The following is a 19,507-nucleotide window of genomic DNA, read 5'->3' as shown; positions in this document are numbered from 1 at the left end:
ATGGCAGCTCAAAAATTTTGTCTTGCACTAGACTTAAAAGACGACGCAAATTTAATTGCAGAATACAAACACTTACATGAAAATGTGTGGCCGGAAATCAAAAAAAGCATTCAAGATGCTGGAATTTTAGTTTTGGATATTTATTGCACAGGAAATAGATTGTTTATGATCATCGAAGGCGACGAAAATTTCTCTTTTGAGAAAAAAGACAAAGCCGACGCTGAAAATGAAAAAGTTCAGGAATGGGAAACTTTAATGTGGAAATTCCAGCAAGCTTTACCTTGGGCAAAACCAGGACAAAAATGGATTGTAATGGATAAGATATTTGAATTGTAATTGATTAAAAATATTCCGTTAGGAATATCTCATCGGTAGAAAAAAATATTGTCGTTTTGCATTAATGTCCTGTAGGGACATCTGATTTATAAAAATATATGTACCCGTCAATTAATCAAACGTTCCTACGGAACGTTCAACCGTAACTCAAATTTAATTTCTACCGACGAGACATTCCTACGGAATGAATCTAGAAACGTTTTTTTTTGATAAACAAAGCCCTGATTATTCAGGGCTTTGTTCTTTTTGAATATTTAGTAAATACTCTATGTTGGCTATCAAATGATCGTGTATTTTGACAAACGGATATTTTTCATTCCAGACATAAACTGCCGAACAAAACCAATTTTTCTTTTTAAATCTGCATTTCCCCAGCTGATAGAAAAACAAATTTTAAAAATAAAGCGGATTTCCAATTGGAATCCGTTTTTTGTTTTTGAAAAAAATAACAATAATATTTTAACATGAAATAAATTATTATTCATCCTTTTGATTACTTTTAGCAGCTAAAAATAAACCTCAATTAACCAAAAAATGAAAAAATTAATTATTGCATGCTTACTTATTTCTGGAGCCGCATTTGCTCAAGATATGAATGTAGTGAAGGGAAACTTTGACTTTTTAAAAGATCAAAAAGAAATCAACACAGAATTTGATTATAGTAATTTTACTATGATGAAAGAAAACAAACCGGAATCACAATATGTTGAAGAACATATAGCCGATTTAGACAAAAAAGGAAAAGGAAATGGTAATCTTTGGCACAAAAGATGGGTTGTTGCAAAAGATCAAATCTGGACTCCTAAATTTTTAGAAATCGGAAATATTGTAATGACAAAAGCTGGTAAAGAGGTGAATTTTCAGGAAGGACTAAACACACCTTACACTTTAATTGTGCAAACCGTTTGGATTTATCCAGGATGGGATGCAGGAATTATGAAACAGCCGGCAAAAGTTACTACCAATTTAAAGTTTGTTGAAACGGCAAATAAATCAAATGTTTTATTAGAAATTTCAAGTGTAGATGCACCTGGAGATCAATATGGCAGTAATTTTAATAACGAAACTAGAATTGGAGAAGGATACGCAAAAACAGCAAAATCATTATCTAAACTTTTATTAAAAAAGGCTTTTAAATAAAAACCTCAAATATTCCGCAGGAATATCTCATCGGTATAAAAAAATATTGTCGTTTTGCATAATGTCCTGTAGGGACATCTGATTTACGGAAATAATATACCTGAATTGATTAATCAAACGTTCCTACGGAACGTATTATCGCAATTCAAATTTCATATTCTACCGACGAGACATTCCTACGGAATAAATCTAGAAAATGAATTATCTTTCTATAAAAAAGCCCTGATTATTCAGGGCTTTGTTCTTTTTGCATATTTAGTAAATACGCCATATTGGCTATGACATGATCATGTTTTTTCACAAACGGATTTTCTTCATTCCATACATAACCCGCCAGAACAGAACAAATTTTTTCTTTTACATCTGGATTTTCTGGCTGATGGAAGAATAAAGTCTGAAGATTTCCAGTATACCATTCTTTCACGTAAGTGGTAAAAACTGCTATTCCGCGTTTCATATATTGCGTAAATTCAACTTCCCAATCAACAGGAATTCCCTGCGATTCTTTCAAATATAATTTTGCCGCCAGCATTCCAGATTCGGTTGCAAAGGCAACTCCAGAAGAAAAAACTGGATCTAAAAATTCAGAACTATTTCCAGTCAACGCAAAACCATCGCCGTACATTCTTTTTACCGCTCTTGAATAGTTTTCTAATTTAACAGGTTCGAACAAAAATTCAGTTCCTTTAAATCTTTTAATATAATAATCAGACTTCTGAATAGCATTTTTCAAAGCCTCAGCATTATCTTTATTTTCAGAAAGCGAATTAATAAAATCTGTCGGACCAACAACTCCCAAACTTGTATTTCCATTCGAAAACGGGATTACCCAAAGCCATACTTCTGTTTCCAAAATATCAAAAGAAATCTGAGTCCCTTCCTCTCCTTCTGGTCTGTTAATATCTTTTACATGCGTAAAAATAGAAGAATGCGGATCTAATTTCGAAGGCGTATCCAAATCTAAAAGCCTTGGAAGAACACGACCATATCCGCTAGAATCAATTATGAATTTAGCGTGAATCTCTTTTAAGTTCCCGGCTGCATCTTTTACAATGGTTTTTGAATTCTTTCCTTCAAAAGAAACTTCTAAAACCTCTGTTTCAAACTCCAAATCAATTCCTTTACGCACAATTTCCTGTGCCATTGTATTGTCAAAATCAGCACGAGGAACCTGCCAAGTCCAATCCCACCCTTCACCAAATTTTTTACTAAAATCAAAAACACAAATTTCTTCTCCTCTAATAAAACGAGCTCCTAATTTTTTCTCGAAGTTCATCGCATCCAGTGCCTCAAACAATTCTGCCTCAGCAAAATGGTCCATAACACGAGGAATAAGACTTTCGCCTACTACCAGTCTCGGAAACTTCGTTTTTTCTACAACTTTAACCTTAACATTGTTTTTAAAAAGATAGGATGCCGAAACACAACCAGATGGTCCTGCACCAATCACTAAAACATCAACAAACTCCTTTGTCATATTAGAATTATTATCATTAATTAACCTACATTTGCCTACATCAAAATAACTACATTTATTTTGATAAATAAAATTAAATTAGCACAACCAAAATCGATTTAATGAATACAATTAATGAATATTTAAGTTTAACGGAATTTGAAGCCATAATATTTGGAAATCAAAAAGTTAAAATTAGTGATGTCGTTCTAAACCGCGTAAACGAGAGTTTTAACTTCTTAAAAGAATTCTCAGGAAACAAAGTTATATACGGAGTAAATACTGGCTTTGGTCCAATGGCTCAATATAGAATTAAAGAGTCTGATCAAATTCAATTACAATATAATTTAATTAGAAGCCACTCTTCTGGAACAGGAAAACCATTAAGTCCTGAGTGTGCAAAAGCTGCAATTTTAGCAAGATTAAATACTTTGTCTTTAGGAAATTCAGGAGTTCATTCTTCTGTAATTCATTTAATGGCAGAATTAATCAATAGAGATATTACGCCCTTAATTTTTGAACACGGCGGCGTGGGTGCCAGCGGTGACTTGGTACAATTATCACATTTAGCTTTAGTGTTAATTGGCGAAGGCGAGGTTTTTTATAAAGGAGAAAGAAGACCAACACCAGAAGTTTTCGAAATTGAAGGTTTGAAACCAATTCAAGTAGAAATTAGAGAAGGTCTGGCATTAATCAACGGAACTTCTGTAATGACAGGAATTGGAGTTGTAAATGTTCATTATGCTCAAAAATTATTAGATTGGTCGTTAAAAGCTTCTTGTGCAATTAACGAATTGGTTCAAGCTTATGATGATCATTTCTCAGCAGAATTAAACCAAACCAAACGTCATAAAGGACAACAGGAAGTGGCAGAAAGAATGAGAAAAAATCTTTCTGACAGTACTTTAATCCGCAAAAGAGAAGACCATTTATATTCTGGAGAAAATACCGAAGAAATCTTCAAAGAAAAAGTTCAAGAATATTATTCACTAAGATGTGTGCCTCAAATTTTGGGACCAGTTTTAGAAACTATCAATAATGTTGCTTCTATTTTAGAAGACGAATTTAACTCTGCAAACGACAATCCAATTATAGACGTAAAAAACAAACACGTTTATCACGGAGGAAATTTCCACGGAGATTATATTTCGCTTGAAATGGATAAACTGAAAATCGTTATTACCAAATTAACGATGCTGGCAGAACGTCAATTGAATTATTTATTGAATTCAAAAATCAATGAAATCCTTCCTCCATTTGTAAACTTAGGAACATTAGGATTTAATTTCGGAATGCAGGGAGTACAATTCGTTGCAACTTCAACAACTGCCGAAAACCAAATGCTGTCAAACCCAATGTACGTTCATAGTATTCCAAACAACAATGACAATCAAGACATTGTAAGTATGGGAACAAATGCTGCAGTAATCACGTCAAAAGTTATTGAGAATTCTTTTGAGGTTTTAGCTATCGAATTAATTACAATCGTTCAGGCAATTGATTATTTAGCACAAAAAGATAAAATTTCGTCTGTTACTAAAAAATGGTACGACGATGTTCGCAATATAATTCCAGAGTTTAAAGAAGATCAGGTAATGTATCCTTTTGTGCAAAAAGTAAAAGATTATTTGATAAACAGTTAATTCTGTACTTCACATTATTAATATTGAATCTTAAAATCATGAAAAAAACATTTATTTTTTTGTTGCTGTGCTGCATTCAATTTGTTAATAGTCAAGAATTGGCATTAGTTAAAAAGAATTCAAAAATTGGATATATTACCAAAGACGGTTCTTTTAAAATCGAGCCTCAATACAAATCTGCCAGAAGTTTTTCTGAAGGATTAGCTGCTGTTGAAAATGGCGGGAAATGGGGTTTTATTGATACAAAAGGAAACTGGATAATTCCTGCCTCTTTTGATGATGCAAAAGATTTTAACAGCGGAATTGCCATTGTAAAAACAGGAAAAGAATGGGTTTATATTGATAAAAAAGGAGAAATTCAAAAAGCTCCTGCTTCTGAAAAATTATTTGATTTTAGTAATGGAGTTGCTTTCATCAGACAAAATAATAAAGTTGGTTTGATTAACAATAAAATGGCGGTTGTTTTAGAACCAAAATACGATCAGATTAAACCTTTTGAAAATGGTTTTGCAAGAGTTGAACTCAACAAAAACTGGGGAATCATAAATACCGATGGAAAGGAAGTAGTTGAACCTGCTTACGCTGAAATCGGAAATTATTTCAAGAACACAACTTGGGCGAGAAAAGATAAAACTTTCGGATTAGTAAGTTCTGGAAAATTTATTCCAGTTGATGGAGCTGAAAAAATCTGGGATTTTGAAACCCAAGATTTGACGTATGCCAAAAAGAACGGAAAAATTGGATATATCGATTTAAAAGGAAATTGGGCAATTCTTCCTATTTATGATAAAGGAAAAGCTTTCTCTAAAAATCTAGCGCCAGTTTTGGTTGGAAAAAAATGGGGATTCATTAATCCGAAAGGAGAATTTGTTATTGAACCCACTTACAGCGATGCAGAAGTTTTCAGCACAAACGGCTTGGCTCCAGTAAAAGAAAGCAATTGGGGATTTATCAACGAATCTGGAAAACTGGTAATTCCAACACAATACGGCATTACGACAAATGCCATTATCGCGATGTTTGTACAGCAGGATAAAGGATTTATTGATGGTGTTGCGAGAGTAAAAAACGAAGGAAAATGGGGATTCCTTAAACCAGACGGAACTGTATTAAGCAACCAATGGTTTGAAAATGCTGAATTATTTTCAAAATCAGCAGAAAGACCTCAGCCAGCATCTGCTCCAGCTGAAGCCCCAAAACAAGAAACAAAAACAACGAAAACTGCTGCCAAATCGACTACGAAACCAGCAGCTAAGAAAAAGAAATAAATTTCACTTATGAAGTGTGTATTAGTAACAGGCGGTTCGCGAGGAATCGGAAGTGCTATTTGTAAAAAACTAGCCGTAGAATCTGATTATCATATTCTGATTAACTATCATTCAAATCAAACAGCTGCCGAAGAAACATTACAAGAAATACAAAAATTAGGCGCAACAGGAGAAATTTTAGGTTTCGATGTTTCTAATTTTGAACAAGTACAAAACGTTTTAACGCAATGGCAGGAAGCAAATCCTGAAAAGTTGGTTGAAGCAATTGTAAACAATGCCGGAATTACAAAAGATGGGCTTTTTATGTGGATGACTCCAGAAGACTGGAACGGCGTTTTGAATACAAGTGTAAATGGTTTCTTTAATGTGACACAATTTTTTATTCAAAAAATGCTGCGCAATAAATATGGCCGAATTGTAAATATGGTTTCGGTTTCTGGAGTAAAAGGAACTGCGGGACAAACCAATTATTCGGCAGCAAAAGGCGCAATTGTAGCCGCAACAAAAGCTTTGGCTCAAGAAGTGGCAAAAAGAAATATTACAGTAAATGCTGTTGCCCCTGGTTTTATCAGGACTGATATGACAAGTGAGCTGGATGAAAAAGAATTATTAAAGCTGATTCCGGTAAATCGTTTTGGAGAAGCCGAAGAAGTTGCAGATTTGGTAAGCTTTTTGATTTCTAAAAAAGCAAGCTATATTACTGGAGAAATTATCAATATAAACGGCGGAATATATTCTTAAAGAATAGTATGTTTGCGAGATTATTTTAAGATTTTAAACATAGAAAATTACACTTTAAGGATAAAAAATTACTTTGAAAGACGATGAATAGAAGAGTTGTAATTACTGGAATGGGAATTTATTCTTGTATCGGAACTTCTTTAGACGAAGTAAAAGATTCACTATACCAAGGAAAATCTGGTATTCAGTTTGATTCTGAACGTAAAGAATTTGGTTTCCAATCAGCTTTAACAGGAATGGTTCCGAAAGCCGATTTAAAAAATTTACTGACTCGCAGACAGCGTATGAGCATTGGTGAAGAGACCGAGTATGCTTATATGGCAACTATAGAAGCATTGAAAAATGCAAATATTGATGATGCTTTTTTTGATGAGCATGAAGTGGGTATTATGTACGGAAACGACAGCGTTTCTAAAGCAATCATTGATGCAACAGATATTGTACGAGAAAAAAAAGACACAGCCTTAATTGGTTCTGGAGCAATTTTTAAATCGATGAATTCTACCGTAACAATGAATCTTTCGACGATTTTCAAACTTCGCGGTATCAATCTTACTGTAAGTGCAGCCTGCGCAAGCGGTTCGCATTCCATCGGATTAGCCTATTTTTTAATAAAAAGCGGATTTCAAGATATTATAATTACCGGCGGTGCACAGGAAATTAATAAATATGCCATGAGCAGTTTTGACGGACTTGGCGTTTTTTCTAACCGAGAAAGCGATCCTGAAAAAGCCTCAAGACCTTTTGATAAAGATCGTGACGGATTAATTCCGAGTGGCGGCGGCGCAACTTTGATTCTTGAAAGTTATGAGTCTGCAATCGCAAGAGGTGCCAATATTATTGCAGAAATCGGCGGTTACGGATTTTCTTCAAACGGCGGGCATATTTCAACTCCAAACGTTGAAGGGCCTGCAACAGCAATGAAACGTGCACTTGATGATGCAAAATTAAATGCTTCGGACATTGAATACATAAACGCTCATGCAACCTCAACACCTGTTGGAGATGCAAACGAAGCAAAAGCTATCTTTGAAGTTTTTGGAGAAAAAAATCCTCCTGTAAGTTCTACAAAATCAATGACAGGCCACGAATGCTGGATGGCAGGAGCCAGCGAAATAATCTATTCTACCTTAATGATGCAGCATGATTTTATTGCTCCAAACATCAATTTGGAAAATCCAGATGAAGATGCTTCAAAATTAAATTTAGTTAAAACTACGTTAAACAAAAAATTTGACATATTTTTGTCCAATTCTTTCGGTTTCGGAGGAACCAACTCTGCGTTGGTGGTTAAAAAGTTTAAATTGAACGATGAATAAAGAAGAGATTATAGCAAGAATTAATGGTTTTTTGGTTGATGAATTTGAAGTAGACAATGACGATATTGAACCAGATGCTAATTTAAAAGACACACTTGGATTAGACAGTTTAGATTATGTTGATCTAGTCGTTTCTATCGAATCTAATTTTGGTGTAAAACTGGTTGAAGCTGATTTTGTCGGAATTGCTACTTTTCAGAATTTCTATGACCTAATCGAAACTAAACTAAAAGCCAAAGCTGTTTAATGAGTCAATGGGATGGCAAATCAAAAGGGACAGTTTTAGGTTATAAAATATTCGTTTTTTTGATTCAAAAAGCGGGTGTCAAAGCCGCTTATGTCTTACTTTATTTTGTCGCTTCCTATTATTTTTTATTTCTAAGAAAAAGCAACAGAGCCATTTTTTATTATTTTAAAGAAAGGCTGCAATATTCCAGTTTCAAATCCAAGAAAATGGTTTTCAAAAGTTACTACACTTTTGGACAGACTATTATTGATAAAATTTCGATTTCTGCTGGTCTCAGAAATAAATTCACTTACGAATTTGACGGAATCGAAACGCTTAAAAAGCTCCTTGCCGAGAAAAAAGGCGGCGTTTTGATTAGCGCGCATGTCGGAAATTTCGAAATTGCAGAACATTTTTTTGGAGAAATAGATCTTGATTTCCAAATCAATCTAGTCACTACAGATTTAGAACATTCTGCGATTAAGAATTATTTAGAAACCGTTACCCAAAAACCAACCGTTAAATTTATCATCATTAAAGAAGATTTGTCTCATATTTTTGAGATCAATGCTGCTTTGGCCAATAACGAATTGGTTTGTTTTACTGGTGATCGTTATTTTGAAGGCACCAAATCTTTATCTGAAAACTTTCTTGGAAAAGAAGCAAATTTCCCAGCTGGTCCTTTTCTAATTGCTTCAAGACTTAAAGTTCCTGTAGTTTTTGTTTATGTAATGAAAGAGCCCAATCTGCATTATCATTTATATGCAAGAGAAGCACAAGTAAAACACCGCGACGAAAAAGCACTTTTAAAAGAATATGTAAAAAGCGTTGAAAGTATTCTAAAAAAATATCCCCTTCAATGGTTTAATTATTTCGATTTTTGGAATGCTTTTAAAGGTTCATAGCTGCAAAGGCTCAAAGTTGCAAAGGTTTTTTTGAAAAAATAATTTTTACAAATCTTTTAATCCGTGGTAAAAACTAAAAATCATTTTTTGGAAGTTAAACCCAATTAACTACAAATGGTAAAAAATTCAGGAATTAGCGACAAACAAAACTTTGCGCATCAAATAAGAAAATTCGTTTAAATAAATTTACCTATTTTTGCTAACCACCAAAGCGAAAAAACCCAAATGAAAAATGTTCTCATAATTTATTATTCTCAGTCGGGGCAACTGGAATCTATTGCAAGAAACATTGCAAAACCATTTCTAAACTCAGAGAATATAAATCTCACTTTTCACGAAATACAATTAGAAAAACCATTTCCTTTTCCGTGGAATAAAGATTCTTTTTTTGATGCTTTTCCAGAGTCGTTTTTACAGATTCCGACAGCATTAAAACCTGTACCAGAAGAAATTTTAAATACAAAATTTGATTTGGTACTTTTTCATTATCAGGTTTGGTATTTATCGCCATCAATTCCGATTAATTCATTTTTAAAAAGTGATGATGCGAAGAAAATTTTAAATAATACACCTGTTGTTACAATCAGCGGTTCTAGAAACATGTGGATTATGGCGCAGGAAAAAATTAAAGTTCTGCTGAAACAAGCAAATGCAGATTTAGTTGGAAACGTAGCTTTGGTAGACCGCGTTGGAAATTTAATCAGCGTGATAACAATTGTAGAATGGATGTTTTCTGGTGTTAAGAAAAAGTATCTCGGTATTTTTCCGCTGCCAGGAGTCTCAGAAAAAGACATAGAAGAATCCAGTCAGTTTGGAGAAATCATATTAGATTCCTTAAACAATAACAATTTTGCTAATTTACAACCAAAATTAGTCGAAGCTGGAGCTGTAAAAATAAGTTCGTATTTAGTGACTGTCGACAAAACAGCCAATAAAATTTTCAATAAATGGTCAAATATCATTTATAAAAATCAAAAAAACCGAAAACAGCTTCTTAAAGTATTTAATGTTTATTTATTCCTTGCGATATGGTTAATTTCACCAATAGTGTATATATTGCACCTTATTACCTATGCGCTTAAGTTAAAAACTATAAAAAAGGAAACTCAATATTATCAAGGAGTTTAGAAGACGAAATTTAGATTATGTTTGAAGTATATATTACAAAAGCTGCAAAGTATTTGCCAAATGACGCTGTTTCTAATGATGAAATGGAAGCCTATTTAGGACTTATCAACGATACTGCCTCAAAAGCAAGACGTATTATTTTGCGCAATAATAAAATTACAAGCCGATATTATGCTGTTGATAAAGATGGAAAAAGCACTCACAGCAATGCCGAATTAACAAAAAATGCAATTTTGCCGTTATTCGATGAAGATTTTACGCCTCAGGATTTAGAAGTACTTTCATGCGGAACCTCAACTCCGGATATTTTCCTGCCTTCGCACGCTGCGATGGTTCATGGTTTATTAAAAAACAAATCGGTAGAATTAAACTCTTCAACAGGAGTTTGTTGCGCTGGAATGAACTCTCTTAAATTTGGTTTTCTTTCGGTAAGATCTGGAAATTCAAAAAATGCAATCTGCACAGGATCAGAAAAAGTTTCAACCTGGCTTAATGCCCAAAAATACAATCACGAAGCAGACAATTTAAAAAGTCTGGAAGAACAGCCAATTATTGCTTTCAAAAAAGATTTTTTACGCTGGATGTTATCTGACGGAGCTGGTGCTTTTCTTTTAGAAAACAAACCAAGAGGCCCAATTTCGCTAAAAATAGAATGGATGGAAGCTTTTTCGTATGCTTACGAATTAGAAACCTGCATGTACGCCGGAGGTGATAAATTAGAAAACGGAGAAATCAAATCATGGAGCGATTATGCACCAGAACAATGGTTGAACGAATCTGTTTTTTCTATCAAACAAGACGTTAAATTATTAGACGAATTTATCTTGTCAAAAGGTGCCGAAAGCATGAAAGATGCGATGGACAAAAACAATATCAAGGCTGAAGACGTTACTTATTTTATTCCTCACGTTTCTTCTAACTTTTTTGTGGAAGGATTGAAAAAAGGATTAACAGAGAAAGGAATTGGAATGAGTGATGATAAATGGTTCATGAATCTGTCGAGAGTTGGTAATGTGGGTTCTGCCTCAATTTATCTGGCTTTAGAAGAATTAATGAATTCAGGGAATTTGAAAAAAGGAGATCACATTCTTTTATCAGTTCCAGAAAGCGGAAGATTTTCTTTCGCATATGCGTATTTAACAGTTTGCTAAATGGAAACAATGGCACTTTTAGAAAAAGAAACTGTAGAAAATTTATTGCCGCAAAAGTTCCCTTTTGTAATGGTAGATGCTATGCATTCTTATACTGAAACTTCTTTGGTTTCGGGTTTGAAAATTCAGCAGGATAATATTTTCGTAAACAACAATACTTTTCTAGAAGCTGGTTTAATAGAACATATGGCACAATCTGTTGCCCTGCATACTGGTTATCAGTTTTTTTTAAGAAATGAAACTGCACCAACGGGATACATCGGTTCTATTAAAGAAATTGAAATAAAAAGACTTCCAGAACTTAACGACACCATTCAATCTGAAGTAACCATTCTGCAGGAATTTGCAGGGATTACTTTGGTAAATATCGTGACAACTTTAAATAATGAAGAAATTGCAAACGGACAGATGAAAACTGTTTTAGCAAAATAATATTATGATCGTGAATACTGGAGTTGACATACAAAATTATTTACCGCACCGAGCACCAATGCTTATGGTAGATTTGATTTTGGACATTGATGCCAACTTCGTAGAAACCATTTTTTTGATAAAAGAAGACAATATTTTTGTTGAAAATAATGTTTTTATCGAAGCCGGTTTAATCGAAAATACGGCGCAGACCTGTTCGGCCATTGTTGGAAAAAAATACTTTTTTGACGAAGACGGAACAGAAAATGAGAACGTAAATGTAATTGGATTTATCAGTGCCTTAAAAAATGTAAAAATTCATGCGCTGCCAAAAGTCGGCAATACCATAATTACCAAAGCAGATTTAGTTTCAAAATTCGCTGGCGACAATTACACTTTATGCACGATGAACTGTAAAAGTTCTGTCGAAGACCAGATACTTTTAGAATGCGAAATTAACTTGTTTATTCAAAAAACAGTTTCGGTTGGATAATTCAAAAAAAATCATTTTGCATCTAGTAATTCGAATCGGAATTTTGATTCTTTTACTTGGTTTGGTTTTCTTATTTTGGCATTTTACTTACGACCCTCATAAACTTTGCGACGAAAACGGACATAAACATGTAGATGGCGGTTTAGGATTTTTTATCATGCTTTTTTTAATCACTCAAATGTTTTATTTGGGATTACTAATAGAAATGATTTATTTATTTGTGAAGAAACAGCGAATTTTAGCATTCGCAAATCTCGGATTTTTAATAATTAGTTTATGTATAGTTTCTATCTGTATGTTTCTAATAAATTAAATTAGCACTATGGAAAAAGATAAAGTACCTCAAGATAAAAGTAACTTAACAAAAAATAACGTCAAAGAGCTTTTGTACGCAACTGATGAAAATGGCAATTACACCACAACCTTAAGTACTGGCTGGGAGCCAAAAACAATTGCATTATCGAATTCTATCGATGAAATAAACGAGCGTATTTCTGAAGCTAAACAACAAGTTTTAAGTGGTGAAGCAAGTCCGATTGTTTATTTTATGGAAGTCAACAAAATGGATCTTACAATTTTAGCCAGTTATGTCGGAATGTGGAAATGGCGCGTAAAAAGACATTTTAAACCTGAGGTTTTTACCAAACTAAACGACAAAATCTTGAAAAAATATGCGGATACTTTTGAAGTATCAATCGAAGAATTAAAAAACAGCATCACCAAATAATGGAATTATCTTTCACACATCATCAGTCTGCTCATTGTGAAAATGGAGTAGCGTCGAATCTGCTAAAAAACAGCGGACTAAACATCAGCGAATCGATGGTTTTTGGTATAGGCTCCGGATTATTTTTTGTATATCTGCCTTTTATAAAAGTCAATTATGCGCCTGCGATAAGTTATAGAACTTTGCCTGGACAGATTTTCAATAAAGTTGCCAATCGTTTAAACCTTAAAATAAAAAGACAAAAATTTTCTTCTGTTGCAAATGCAAATAAAGCTTTAGACGAAAATTTAAAAAACAATATCCCAACCGGATTACAAGTCGGCGTTTATAATTTAAGTTATTTTCCTGACGAATATCGTTTTCATTTCAACGCACACAACTTAGTCGTATACGGAAAAACCGAAACCGATTATTTAGTGAGCGATCCTGTTATGGAAACCGTAACCACTTTAACGCACGAAGAATTAGATAAAGTTCGTTTTGCAAAAGGAGCCTTTGCACCTCGCGGTCAAATGTATTATCCAATTCAGGTTCCAAGCAACGTTGATTTGAAAAGTGCCATCATTAAAGGAATCAAAAATACCTGTCGCGATATGCTTGCGCCAATGCCAATTGTTGGTGTTCGAGGCATCAAATTTGTTTCAAAGCAAATTAGAAAATGGCCAATCAAACATGGAACCAAAAAAGCCAATCATTATCTAGCACAAATGGTTCGTATGCAGGAAGAAATTGGAACTGGAGGCGGTGGTTTCCGTTTTATTTACGCGGCATTTTTACAGGAAGCTTCGGTTATTTTAAATAATGAAGAATTGAAAACACTTTCTCAAGAAATGACAAAAATTGGAGATTCATGGCGAGATTTTGCTGTTGAAGCATCCAGAATTTACAAAAACAGAAGTGCCAAAGAAGACGCTTACAACACCATTGCCGATGAACTTTTGGACATTGCCAACAGAGAAGAAATCTTTTTCAAAAAACTAAAAAAAGCCATCAGCTAAGATATTTTGCAATCCATAATTAAAATAGAATCACTTTCGAAAAAGTACAAAGATGCCGACCAGTATTCTTTGAACAATGTTTCGCTAAATATAAATGAAGGAGAGATTTTTGGTCTTCTGGGTCCAAATGGCGCCGGAAAAACAACCTTAATTTCCATGCTCTGCGGATTGGTTAAACCAACTTCGGGACATTTTTCAATTGATGGTTTAGATTATCAGCATCATTCTTCAAAAATCAAAAAAATCATAGGCGTTGTTCCTCAGGAATATGCCTTATACCCTACTCTTACAGCAAGAGAAAACCTGCATTATTTTGGAAGTATGTACGGTTTAAAAGGTTCAGATTTAAAAGATAAAGTAATCGAAACTTTAGATCTTTTGGGTTTACTAAAATTTGCTGATAAAAGGGTAGAAACCTTTTCGGGCGGAATGAAACGCCGTGTCAATTTAATTGCTGGAATTCTGCACAAACCAAAAGTTTTATTTTTAGATGAACCAACCGTTGGTGTTGATGTTCAGTCTAAAAATGCTATTATAGATTATCTCAAAGTGTTGAACGAAAACGGAACCACTATTATTTATACTTCGCATCATTTGGCTGAAGCCGAAGATTTCTGCACCAATCTTGCCATTTTAGACCGAGGACAAATTTACGCCAAAGGAACACCTTCAATTTTAATCAATTCTGTTGAAGAAGCCCGAAATCTCGAAGACGTTTTTATTTCATTAACCGGTAAAGACCTGAGAGATGATATATAAAATTTGGATGTCTATTGTAAAAGAATTTTTACTGCTTAAACGCGATTTAGGCGGTTTGATTATTCTGTTTATCATGCCTTTGGTTCTGGTCATTACCGTTACATTGATTCAGGACAGCACTTTTAAAAAAGTCAGCGATTCTAAAATCCCGATTTTATTGGTTGACAACGACAAGGGTTCTGTTTCTAAAACTGTTTTTGATAATTTAGAAAAAAGCGATTTGTTTAGCGTTGTTACAAAACTCGACGATAAAACGATTACGGAAGATGTTGCCAGAGAAAATGTTTACAAAGGCAAATTTCAATTGGCAATTGTAATCCCAGAAAATTTAAGTTCTGATTTACAGGCAAAAGTGGATCAAAATGTCGAAAAAATTGTAAGCAGTTTAGGCATGACCGATAGTACTGCTGCCAGCGAACCTCAACGAATTATAAAAGAAAAAGAAGTAAAACTGTATTTTGATCCGGCGGTTCAAATGAGTTTTAAAAATGCGGTCATGAGTTCAATCGACAAAATGATTTCGCAAATTGAAACTAAATCTATTTACACGACTTTTCAAAATCAGCTTGGAGAAGGAAATGCGCAATTTGAACAAAAAAGTTTCATTTCATTTAAAGAGATCATTCCGAAAATAAACAACAAAGAAGTTCGTCCAAACTCAGTGCAGCATAATGTTCCGGCGTGGACACTTTTTGCGATATTTTTTATCGTGATTCCGTTATCCATTAATATTGTAAAAGAAAAATCGCAGGGAACATTTGTTCGACTAAGAACCAATCCGGTTTCGAATTTAGTCGTGATTATCGGAAAAACCATTACCTACTCTATCATTTGTATGATTCAGTTTTATATGATGGTTGTCGTTGCAGTGTTTTTATTTCCATCAATCGGACTTCCATCTTTAAATATTGAAGGACATTTAGCCTTGATGAGCGTTGTCGCTTTATTTTCAGGATTCGCCGCAATTGGATTCGGAATTTTATTAGGAACCGTTGCAAGTACGCAGGAACAATCGGCTCCGTTTGGCGCAACGAGTGTGATCATTTTAGCCGCAATTGGAGGCGTTTGGGTTCCGGTTTTTGCCATGCCGAAAATCATGCAGATTATTGCCAAATCATCTCCAATGAACTGGGGATTAGACGCTTTTTATGACGTTTTACTTCGTAACGTTTCTTTCCTCGAAATCATTCCAAAAATAAGTTTATTATTTTTGTTTTTCATTCTCACAACAGCCATCGCATTATTTTATGACAAAAAGAAAAGAACAGTATAACGAAGCCACAGACTTAACCGTTTCGCACGAAATCAGAATCCGTTTTAACGAAACTGATCCGTTGGGAATTGTTTGGCACGGCAATTATATTACCTATTTTGAAGATGGAAGAGAAGCGTTTGGACGTAAACACGGACTTACTTATCTGGATATTGGAAATACAGGCTATACAACGCCGATTGTAAAATCAAAATGTGAACATAAATTATCTTTACGCTACGGTGATGTCGTAACAATTGAAACAACAGTTGTTGATACGCCCGCTGCCAAAATGATTTATCGATTTAAAATTATTGACGAAAAAGGTGAAGTAGCGTGTACGGGAGAAACCGTTCAGGTTTTTTTAGATAAAGAAGGAAATTTAATGCTTACGAATCCACCTTTTTATGAGGAATGGAAAAGAAAAGTGGGATTATTGAAGTAGAACACGGATTTCACGAATTAGCACGAATTTATTTTCGTTTTCTGCAAGGTTTCCAAAACCTTGTAGGTATAAATTGAAAATCATAAAAATCTGCAAAATCTGCGTGTAAGCTTTTTTAGATGACGCTTTAAATAAAAATACCTACAAGGTTTTGAAAACCTTGCAGGAATAAAAAATAAAATAAAATCTGCTTAATCTGCAAAATCTGCGTGAAACTTTTTTCAGATAGAGCTTTAAAACATAATACCTACAAGGTTTTGGAAACCTTGCAGGAGAAATCGAAATCATAAAATGTTAAGAGAAATATACATCACAGAAACAAATTGTATCACGCCTTTAGGTTTTGATGTTGAGTCCAATATTGAAGCGATTCTTCGTGGTGATTCTGGCATTCAGCTTCACAATGATATTTCTTTGATGCCAAATTCGTTTTATGCTTCTATCATTTCTGATGAAAAAATAAACAGTGCTTTTTCAAAAATCAGTACTGAAACCCAATATTCCCGTTTAGAGAAAATGATGATTTTGGCTTTAGATCCAATTATCAAAAATGCTGGAGTTGAATTCAATTCAAAAACAGCTTTTATTCTTTCTACTACAAAAGGAAATGTTACAGCTTTAAAAGAGAATTCTGAAGCAAGTTTTAATAACGCACATTTAGATGTTTTAGCAAAAAATATTGCCGATTTCTTCCATTTTCAAACACAGCCAATTGTAGTTTCAAATGCCTGCGTTTCCGGAATTTTAGCCGTTTCAATTGCCAAAAGAATGATTCAGTCTGAACTTTATGACAATGTTTTTGTGGTTGCTGGCGACGAAGTTTCAGAATTTGTTTTGTCTGGATTTAATGCTTTTCAGGCGATGAGCGATCTGCCTTGTAAACCGTATTCTAAAAACAGAACCGGAGTAAGTTTAGGCGAAGCAACCGCTGCGATTTTAATTTCGGCGGAAGCCAAAAACGCCAAAATAAAAATTATCGGAGACAGTTCGATAAACGATGCGAATCATATTTCGGGACCTTCAAGAACGGGCGAAGGTTTGTTTAGAAGTATCCAGAATGCTTTGAAAGAAGCTCAAATCGAAGCCAATAAATTAGATTATATTTCAGCACACGGAACTGCAACTCCATTCAACGATGAAATGGAAGCCATTGCATTCAGCCGTTTGGGTTTACAAAATGTTCCAGTAAATAGTTTAAAAGGATTCTATGGGCATACATTAGGCGCTTCGGGATTGTTGGAAACAGTAATCGCGATTGAATCTGCGAATCAAAATAGGCTTTTTGAATCTAAAGGTTTTGATGAAATCGGCGTGAGTGAATCTATAAATGTAATAAAGAAAAATGGAGAAGCCACTATTAATTATTTTTTGAAAACGGCTTCTGGATTTGGAGGTTGTAATACGGCTGTAATTTTTGAAAAAGTGACATAGAAATGATAACAACTTATTTAAAAAGAGAATTTCACAATTCTAAGAATCTATTTTCAATTAAAGAAAAACTTGAAACTTGGAACTTAGAACCCGTTGAGGGAAAATCTGTTGTTGAATCGAATTCTGAACATTACGCTCATATCGAAATTAAAATTTACAAAAACCAAGATGATCTAAACTTTATTGATTGGAAAATAACAAATGACCAAATTCCTCATGAAATTGGTTATAAAGAAATTATCGAAAAAGTTTTAAAATTTTTTATAGAATATTTTGCTGCAATTCGCGGTGAATACCATGGCCTGACATTTGAAATAAACAATGGTAGTTTTAAGAAAAATTTTGACACTCAAGGCGTCGATTTTAATAGAGCAACCTTTTTAGCAATTATAAATTGTTTTGATAAAACCAACGAAGATTTTAGCAAAGAAATTTTCCCAAAGATATCTGGAAATAAATACACTAAAGAATTTCTATCAAAATCATTTAAAGAAAAAATAGAACAATCTTTAATCGATGAAAACGTAATTGCAGAGATCCAAAAAATTTTGATTGAAATTCAAAAAACATCAATCATTCATTTATTAAATATTGAAAGTCGAGATCAATTAGCAGAAATAATTACCTCAAAATTGAATCGACCAGAAATTTATAATCTATTTGAAAAAGGAATTTTGACAAAATACGGGGACTTAACTTTAGTTGGTTTTTCCCATATTTTAAATTATTACAATGAATTTGATTTTAAAAAAGTGATGTCTTAACATTTGAAGATAAATGACTCCAAATAAAACCAACATACAATCCTACATCACCATCCAAAACAACGAAATTGTTTTGAACGGAGCTTCTGTATTCAAAACTGAACCAACAGATTTTGCAGATTTTGCCAAACAAGCGTACCGTAATTTTGAAATGCAATATCCAAAGTTTTTCAAAATGGATGCTTTGAGCAAACTGGCTTTTTTAGGATCAGAATTGCTTTTGAGTCCGATCACTTCAAATGAAGAGGAAAATAATATTGCTTTGGTTTTGGCCAATAAATCTTCTAGTTTAGATACCGATGTAAAATATCAGGAATCGATTTCAGACAAAGAAAACTATTTTCCGAGTCCCGCGGTTTTTGTGTATACACTGCCAAATATTTGTCTGGGCGAAATAAGTATACGCCATCAGCTAAAAAGTGAAAATTCTTTCTTTATATTTGATGCTTTCAATTCTGAGTTTTTGTGGAACTATTCGGAGATTTTGTTAAACACAAATAAAGCTGATACAGTTCTTTGTGGCTGGGTTGAATTTTTTAATGATAATTATAAGGCTTTTCTTTGCACGATCAGCAAAGAAGAAAACGAAAAATATACAAACGAAACTATCAATACATTATACAATAAATAATCATGGAAGCATTAAAAGAAGAATTAAAAAATAAAATCATTACGACTCTTAACCTTGAAGATATCACAATCGAAGACATTGCTGATAACGATCCTTTGTTTGGAGACGGTTTAGGTTTAGACTCAATAGATGCGCTTGAATTGATCGTGATTTTAGATAAAGACTACGGAATTAAATTAGTAGATCCGAAAGAAGGAAAAACAATTTTCCAATCTATCGAAACTATGGCGGCTTATATTAGCGCGAACAGAACGAAGTAAGACTTACTTAGACTTGCTTAGAT

Annotated in this window: 23 protein-coding genes; 22 read left to right on the top strand and 1 reads right to left on the bottom strand. The window is 33.7% G+C overall.

The genetic code is table 11. The annotated features are described in order from the left end of the window. Together ASE40_RS04275 and ASE40_RS04265 are read left to right on the top strand one after the other, a co-directional pair. Window positions 1-336, top strand: coding sequence for an L-rhamnose mutarotase (locus ASE40_RS04275; protein WP_057115553.1), 336 nt, complete (start codon window positions 1-3; stop codon window positions 334-336). 534 nt (window positions 337-870) lie between these two features. Further along, the gene (locus ASE40_RS04265; RefSeq protein ID WP_057115551.1) at window positions 871-1,476 is read left to right on the top strand and encodes a hypothetical protein; all 606 of its coding nucleotides are present in this window, start codon (window positions 871-873) and stop codon (window positions 1,474-1,476) included. A gap of 226 nt (window positions 1,477-1,702) precedes the next feature. Here ASE40_RS04265 and ASE40_RS04260 read toward each other — a convergent pair whose 3' ends face one another. Continuing rightward, the gene (locus tag ASE40_RS04260) at window positions 1,703-2,953 is read right to left on the bottom strand and encodes an NAD(P)/FAD-dependent oxidoreductase (protein WP_057115550.1); all 1,251 of its coding nucleotides are present in this window, start codon (window positions 2,951-2,953) and stop codon (window positions 1,703-1,705) included. Between the two features lie 101 nt (window positions 2,954-3,054). Here ASE40_RS04260 and hutH point away from each other — a divergent pair, with 101 nt between their 5' ends. From hutH to ASE40_RS04160, 20 genes are all read left to right on the top strand, one after another. Continuing rightward, window positions 3,055-4,575 (top strand): histidine ammonia-lyase, encoded by a 1,521-nt coding sequence (gene hutH, locus ASE40_RS04255; protein ID WP_057115549.1) that lies wholly within the window; start codon window positions 3,055-3,057, stop codon window positions 4,573-4,575. A 38-nt stretch (window positions 4,576-4,613) separates the two neighbouring features. Next, the gene (locus ASE40_RS04250; protein ID WP_057115548.1) at window positions 4,614-5,843 is read left to right on the top strand and encodes a WG repeat-containing protein; all 1,230 of its coding nucleotides are present in this window, start codon (window positions 4,614-4,616) and stop codon (window positions 5,841-5,843) included. A gap of 9 nt (window positions 5,844-5,852) precedes the next feature. Then, the gene (fabG, locus tag ASE40_RS04245; RefSeq protein ID WP_057115547.1) at window positions 5,853-6,584 is read left to right on the top strand and encodes a 3-oxoacyl-ACP reductase FabG; all 732 of its coding nucleotides are present in this window, start codon (window positions 5,853-5,855) and stop codon (window positions 6,582-6,584) included. A gap of 83 nt (window positions 6,585-6,667) precedes the next feature. Beyond that, window positions 6,668-7,903, top strand: coding sequence for a beta-ketoacyl-[acyl-carrier-protein] synthase family protein (locus ASE40_RS04240; protein ID WP_057115546.1), 1,236 nt, complete (start codon window positions 6,668-6,670; stop codon window positions 7,901-7,903). Next, the gene (locus ASE40_RS04235) at window positions 7,896-8,150 is read left to right on the top strand and encodes an acyl carrier protein (RefSeq protein WP_057115545.1); all 255 of its coding nucleotides are present in this window, start codon (window positions 7,896-7,898) and stop codon (window positions 8,148-8,150) included. Before ASE40_RS04240 ends, ASE40_RS04235 begins: the two co-directional genes overlap by 8 nt. Then, window positions 8,150-9,034, top strand: coding sequence for a lipid A biosynthesis acyltransferase (locus tag ASE40_RS04230; RefSeq protein ID WP_057115544.1), 885 nt, complete (start codon window positions 8,150-8,152; stop codon window positions 9,032-9,034). The genes ASE40_RS04235 and ASE40_RS04230 overlap by 1 nt, the downstream gene beginning before the upstream one ends. Before the next feature lie 225 nt (window positions 9,035-9,259). Further along, window positions 9,260-10,162 (top strand): hypothetical protein, encoded by a 903-nt coding sequence (locus ASE40_RS04225; protein WP_057115543.1) that lies wholly within the window; start codon window positions 9,260-9,262, stop codon window positions 10,160-10,162. A 17-nt stretch (window positions 10,163-10,179) separates the two neighbouring features. Further along, the gene (locus tag ASE40_RS04220; protein ID WP_057115542.1) at window positions 10,180-11,313 is read left to right on the top strand and encodes a beta-ketoacyl-ACP synthase III; all 1,134 of its coding nucleotides are present in this window, start codon (window positions 10,180-10,182) and stop codon (window positions 11,311-11,313) included. After that, window positions 11,314-11,745 carry a hypothetical protein gene (locus ASE40_RS04215; RefSeq protein ID WP_057115541.1) on the top strand — a complete coding sequence of 144 codons (432 nt, stop codon included), beginning with the start codon at window positions 11,314-11,316 and terminating at the stop codon, window positions 11,743-11,745. 4 nt (window positions 11,746-11,749) lie between these two features. Beyond that, window positions 11,750-12,217: a hypothetical protein gene (locus tag ASE40_RS04210; protein WP_057115540.1), complete on the top strand. Its 468-nt coding sequence runs from the start codon at window positions 11,750-11,752 to the stop codon at window positions 12,215-12,217. Between the two features lie 16 nt (window positions 12,218-12,233). Further along, on the top strand, window positions 12,234-12,530 hold the full coding sequence (locus tag ASE40_RS04205; protein WP_241774319.1) for a hypothetical protein: 297 nt from the start codon (window positions 12,234-12,236) through the stop codon (window positions 12,528-12,530). 9 nt (window positions 12,531-12,539) lie between these two features. Then, window positions 12,540-12,944: a hypothetical protein gene (locus ASE40_RS04200; protein ID WP_057115538.1), complete on the top strand. Its 405-nt coding sequence runs from the start codon at window positions 12,540-12,542 to the stop codon at window positions 12,942-12,944. Then, a complete protein-coding gene (locus ASE40_RS04195) occupies window positions 12,944-13,942 on the top strand; it encodes a BtrH N-terminal domain-containing protein (RefSeq protein WP_057115537.1) in 999 nt (332 codons plus the stop codon). The genes ASE40_RS04200 and ASE40_RS04195 overlap by 1 nt, the downstream gene beginning before the upstream one ends. Window positions 13,943-13,948: 6 nt before the next feature. Next, window positions 13,949-14,701 (top strand): ABC transporter ATP-binding protein, encoded by a 753-nt coding sequence (locus ASE40_RS04190; protein WP_057115536.1) that lies wholly within the window; start codon window positions 13,949-13,951, stop codon window positions 14,699-14,701. Further along, entirely contained in the window at window positions 14,691-15,974 is a 1,284-nt protein-coding gene (locus ASE40_RS04185; RefSeq protein WP_057115535.1) for an ABC transporter permease, read from the top strand. Before ASE40_RS04190 ends, ASE40_RS04185 begins: the two co-directional genes overlap by 11 nt. Further along, window positions 15,949-16,398 carry an acyl-CoA thioesterase gene (locus ASE40_RS04180; protein ID WP_057115534.1) on the top strand — a complete coding sequence of 150 codons (450 nt, stop codon included), beginning with the start codon at window positions 15,949-15,951 and terminating at the stop codon, window positions 16,396-16,398. The genes ASE40_RS04185 and ASE40_RS04180 overlap by 26 nt, the downstream gene beginning before the upstream one ends. Window positions 16,399-16,689: 291 nt before the next feature. Beyond that, complete coding sequence (locus ASE40_RS04175) at window positions 16,690-17,829, top strand: beta-ketoacyl synthase N-terminal-like domain-containing protein (protein ID WP_057115533.1); 1,140 nt, start codon at window positions 16,690-16,692, stop codon at window positions 17,827-17,829. A 2-nt stretch (window positions 17,830-17,831) separates the two neighbouring features. Continuing rightward, window positions 17,832-18,593: a hypothetical protein gene (locus ASE40_RS04170; RefSeq protein ID WP_057115532.1), complete on the top strand. Its 762-nt coding sequence runs from the start codon at window positions 17,832-17,834 to the stop codon at window positions 18,591-18,593. 13 nt (window positions 18,594-18,606) lie between these two features. Next, window positions 18,607-19,224: a hypothetical protein gene (locus ASE40_RS04165; protein ID WP_057115531.1), complete on the top strand. Its 618-nt coding sequence runs from the start codon at window positions 18,607-18,609 to the stop codon at window positions 19,222-19,224. 2 nt (window positions 19,225-19,226) lie between these two features. After that, the gene (locus ASE40_RS04160; RefSeq protein WP_012023174.1) at window positions 19,227-19,484 is read left to right on the top strand and encodes a phosphopantetheine-binding protein; all 258 of its coding nucleotides are present in this window, start codon (window positions 19,227-19,229) and stop codon (window positions 19,482-19,484) included. The last annotated feature ends 23 nt before the right edge of the window (window positions 19,485-19,507 follow it).

The sequence above is a fragment of the Flavobacterium sp. Root935 genome, from assembly GCF_001429295.1.
Lineage (GTDB): Bacteria > Bacteroidota > Bacteroidia > Flavobacteriales > Flavobacteriaceae > Flavobacterium.
Note: the sequence above shows the minus strand (reverse complement) of the source record. Positions and strands in the feature narration are given on the sequence as shown.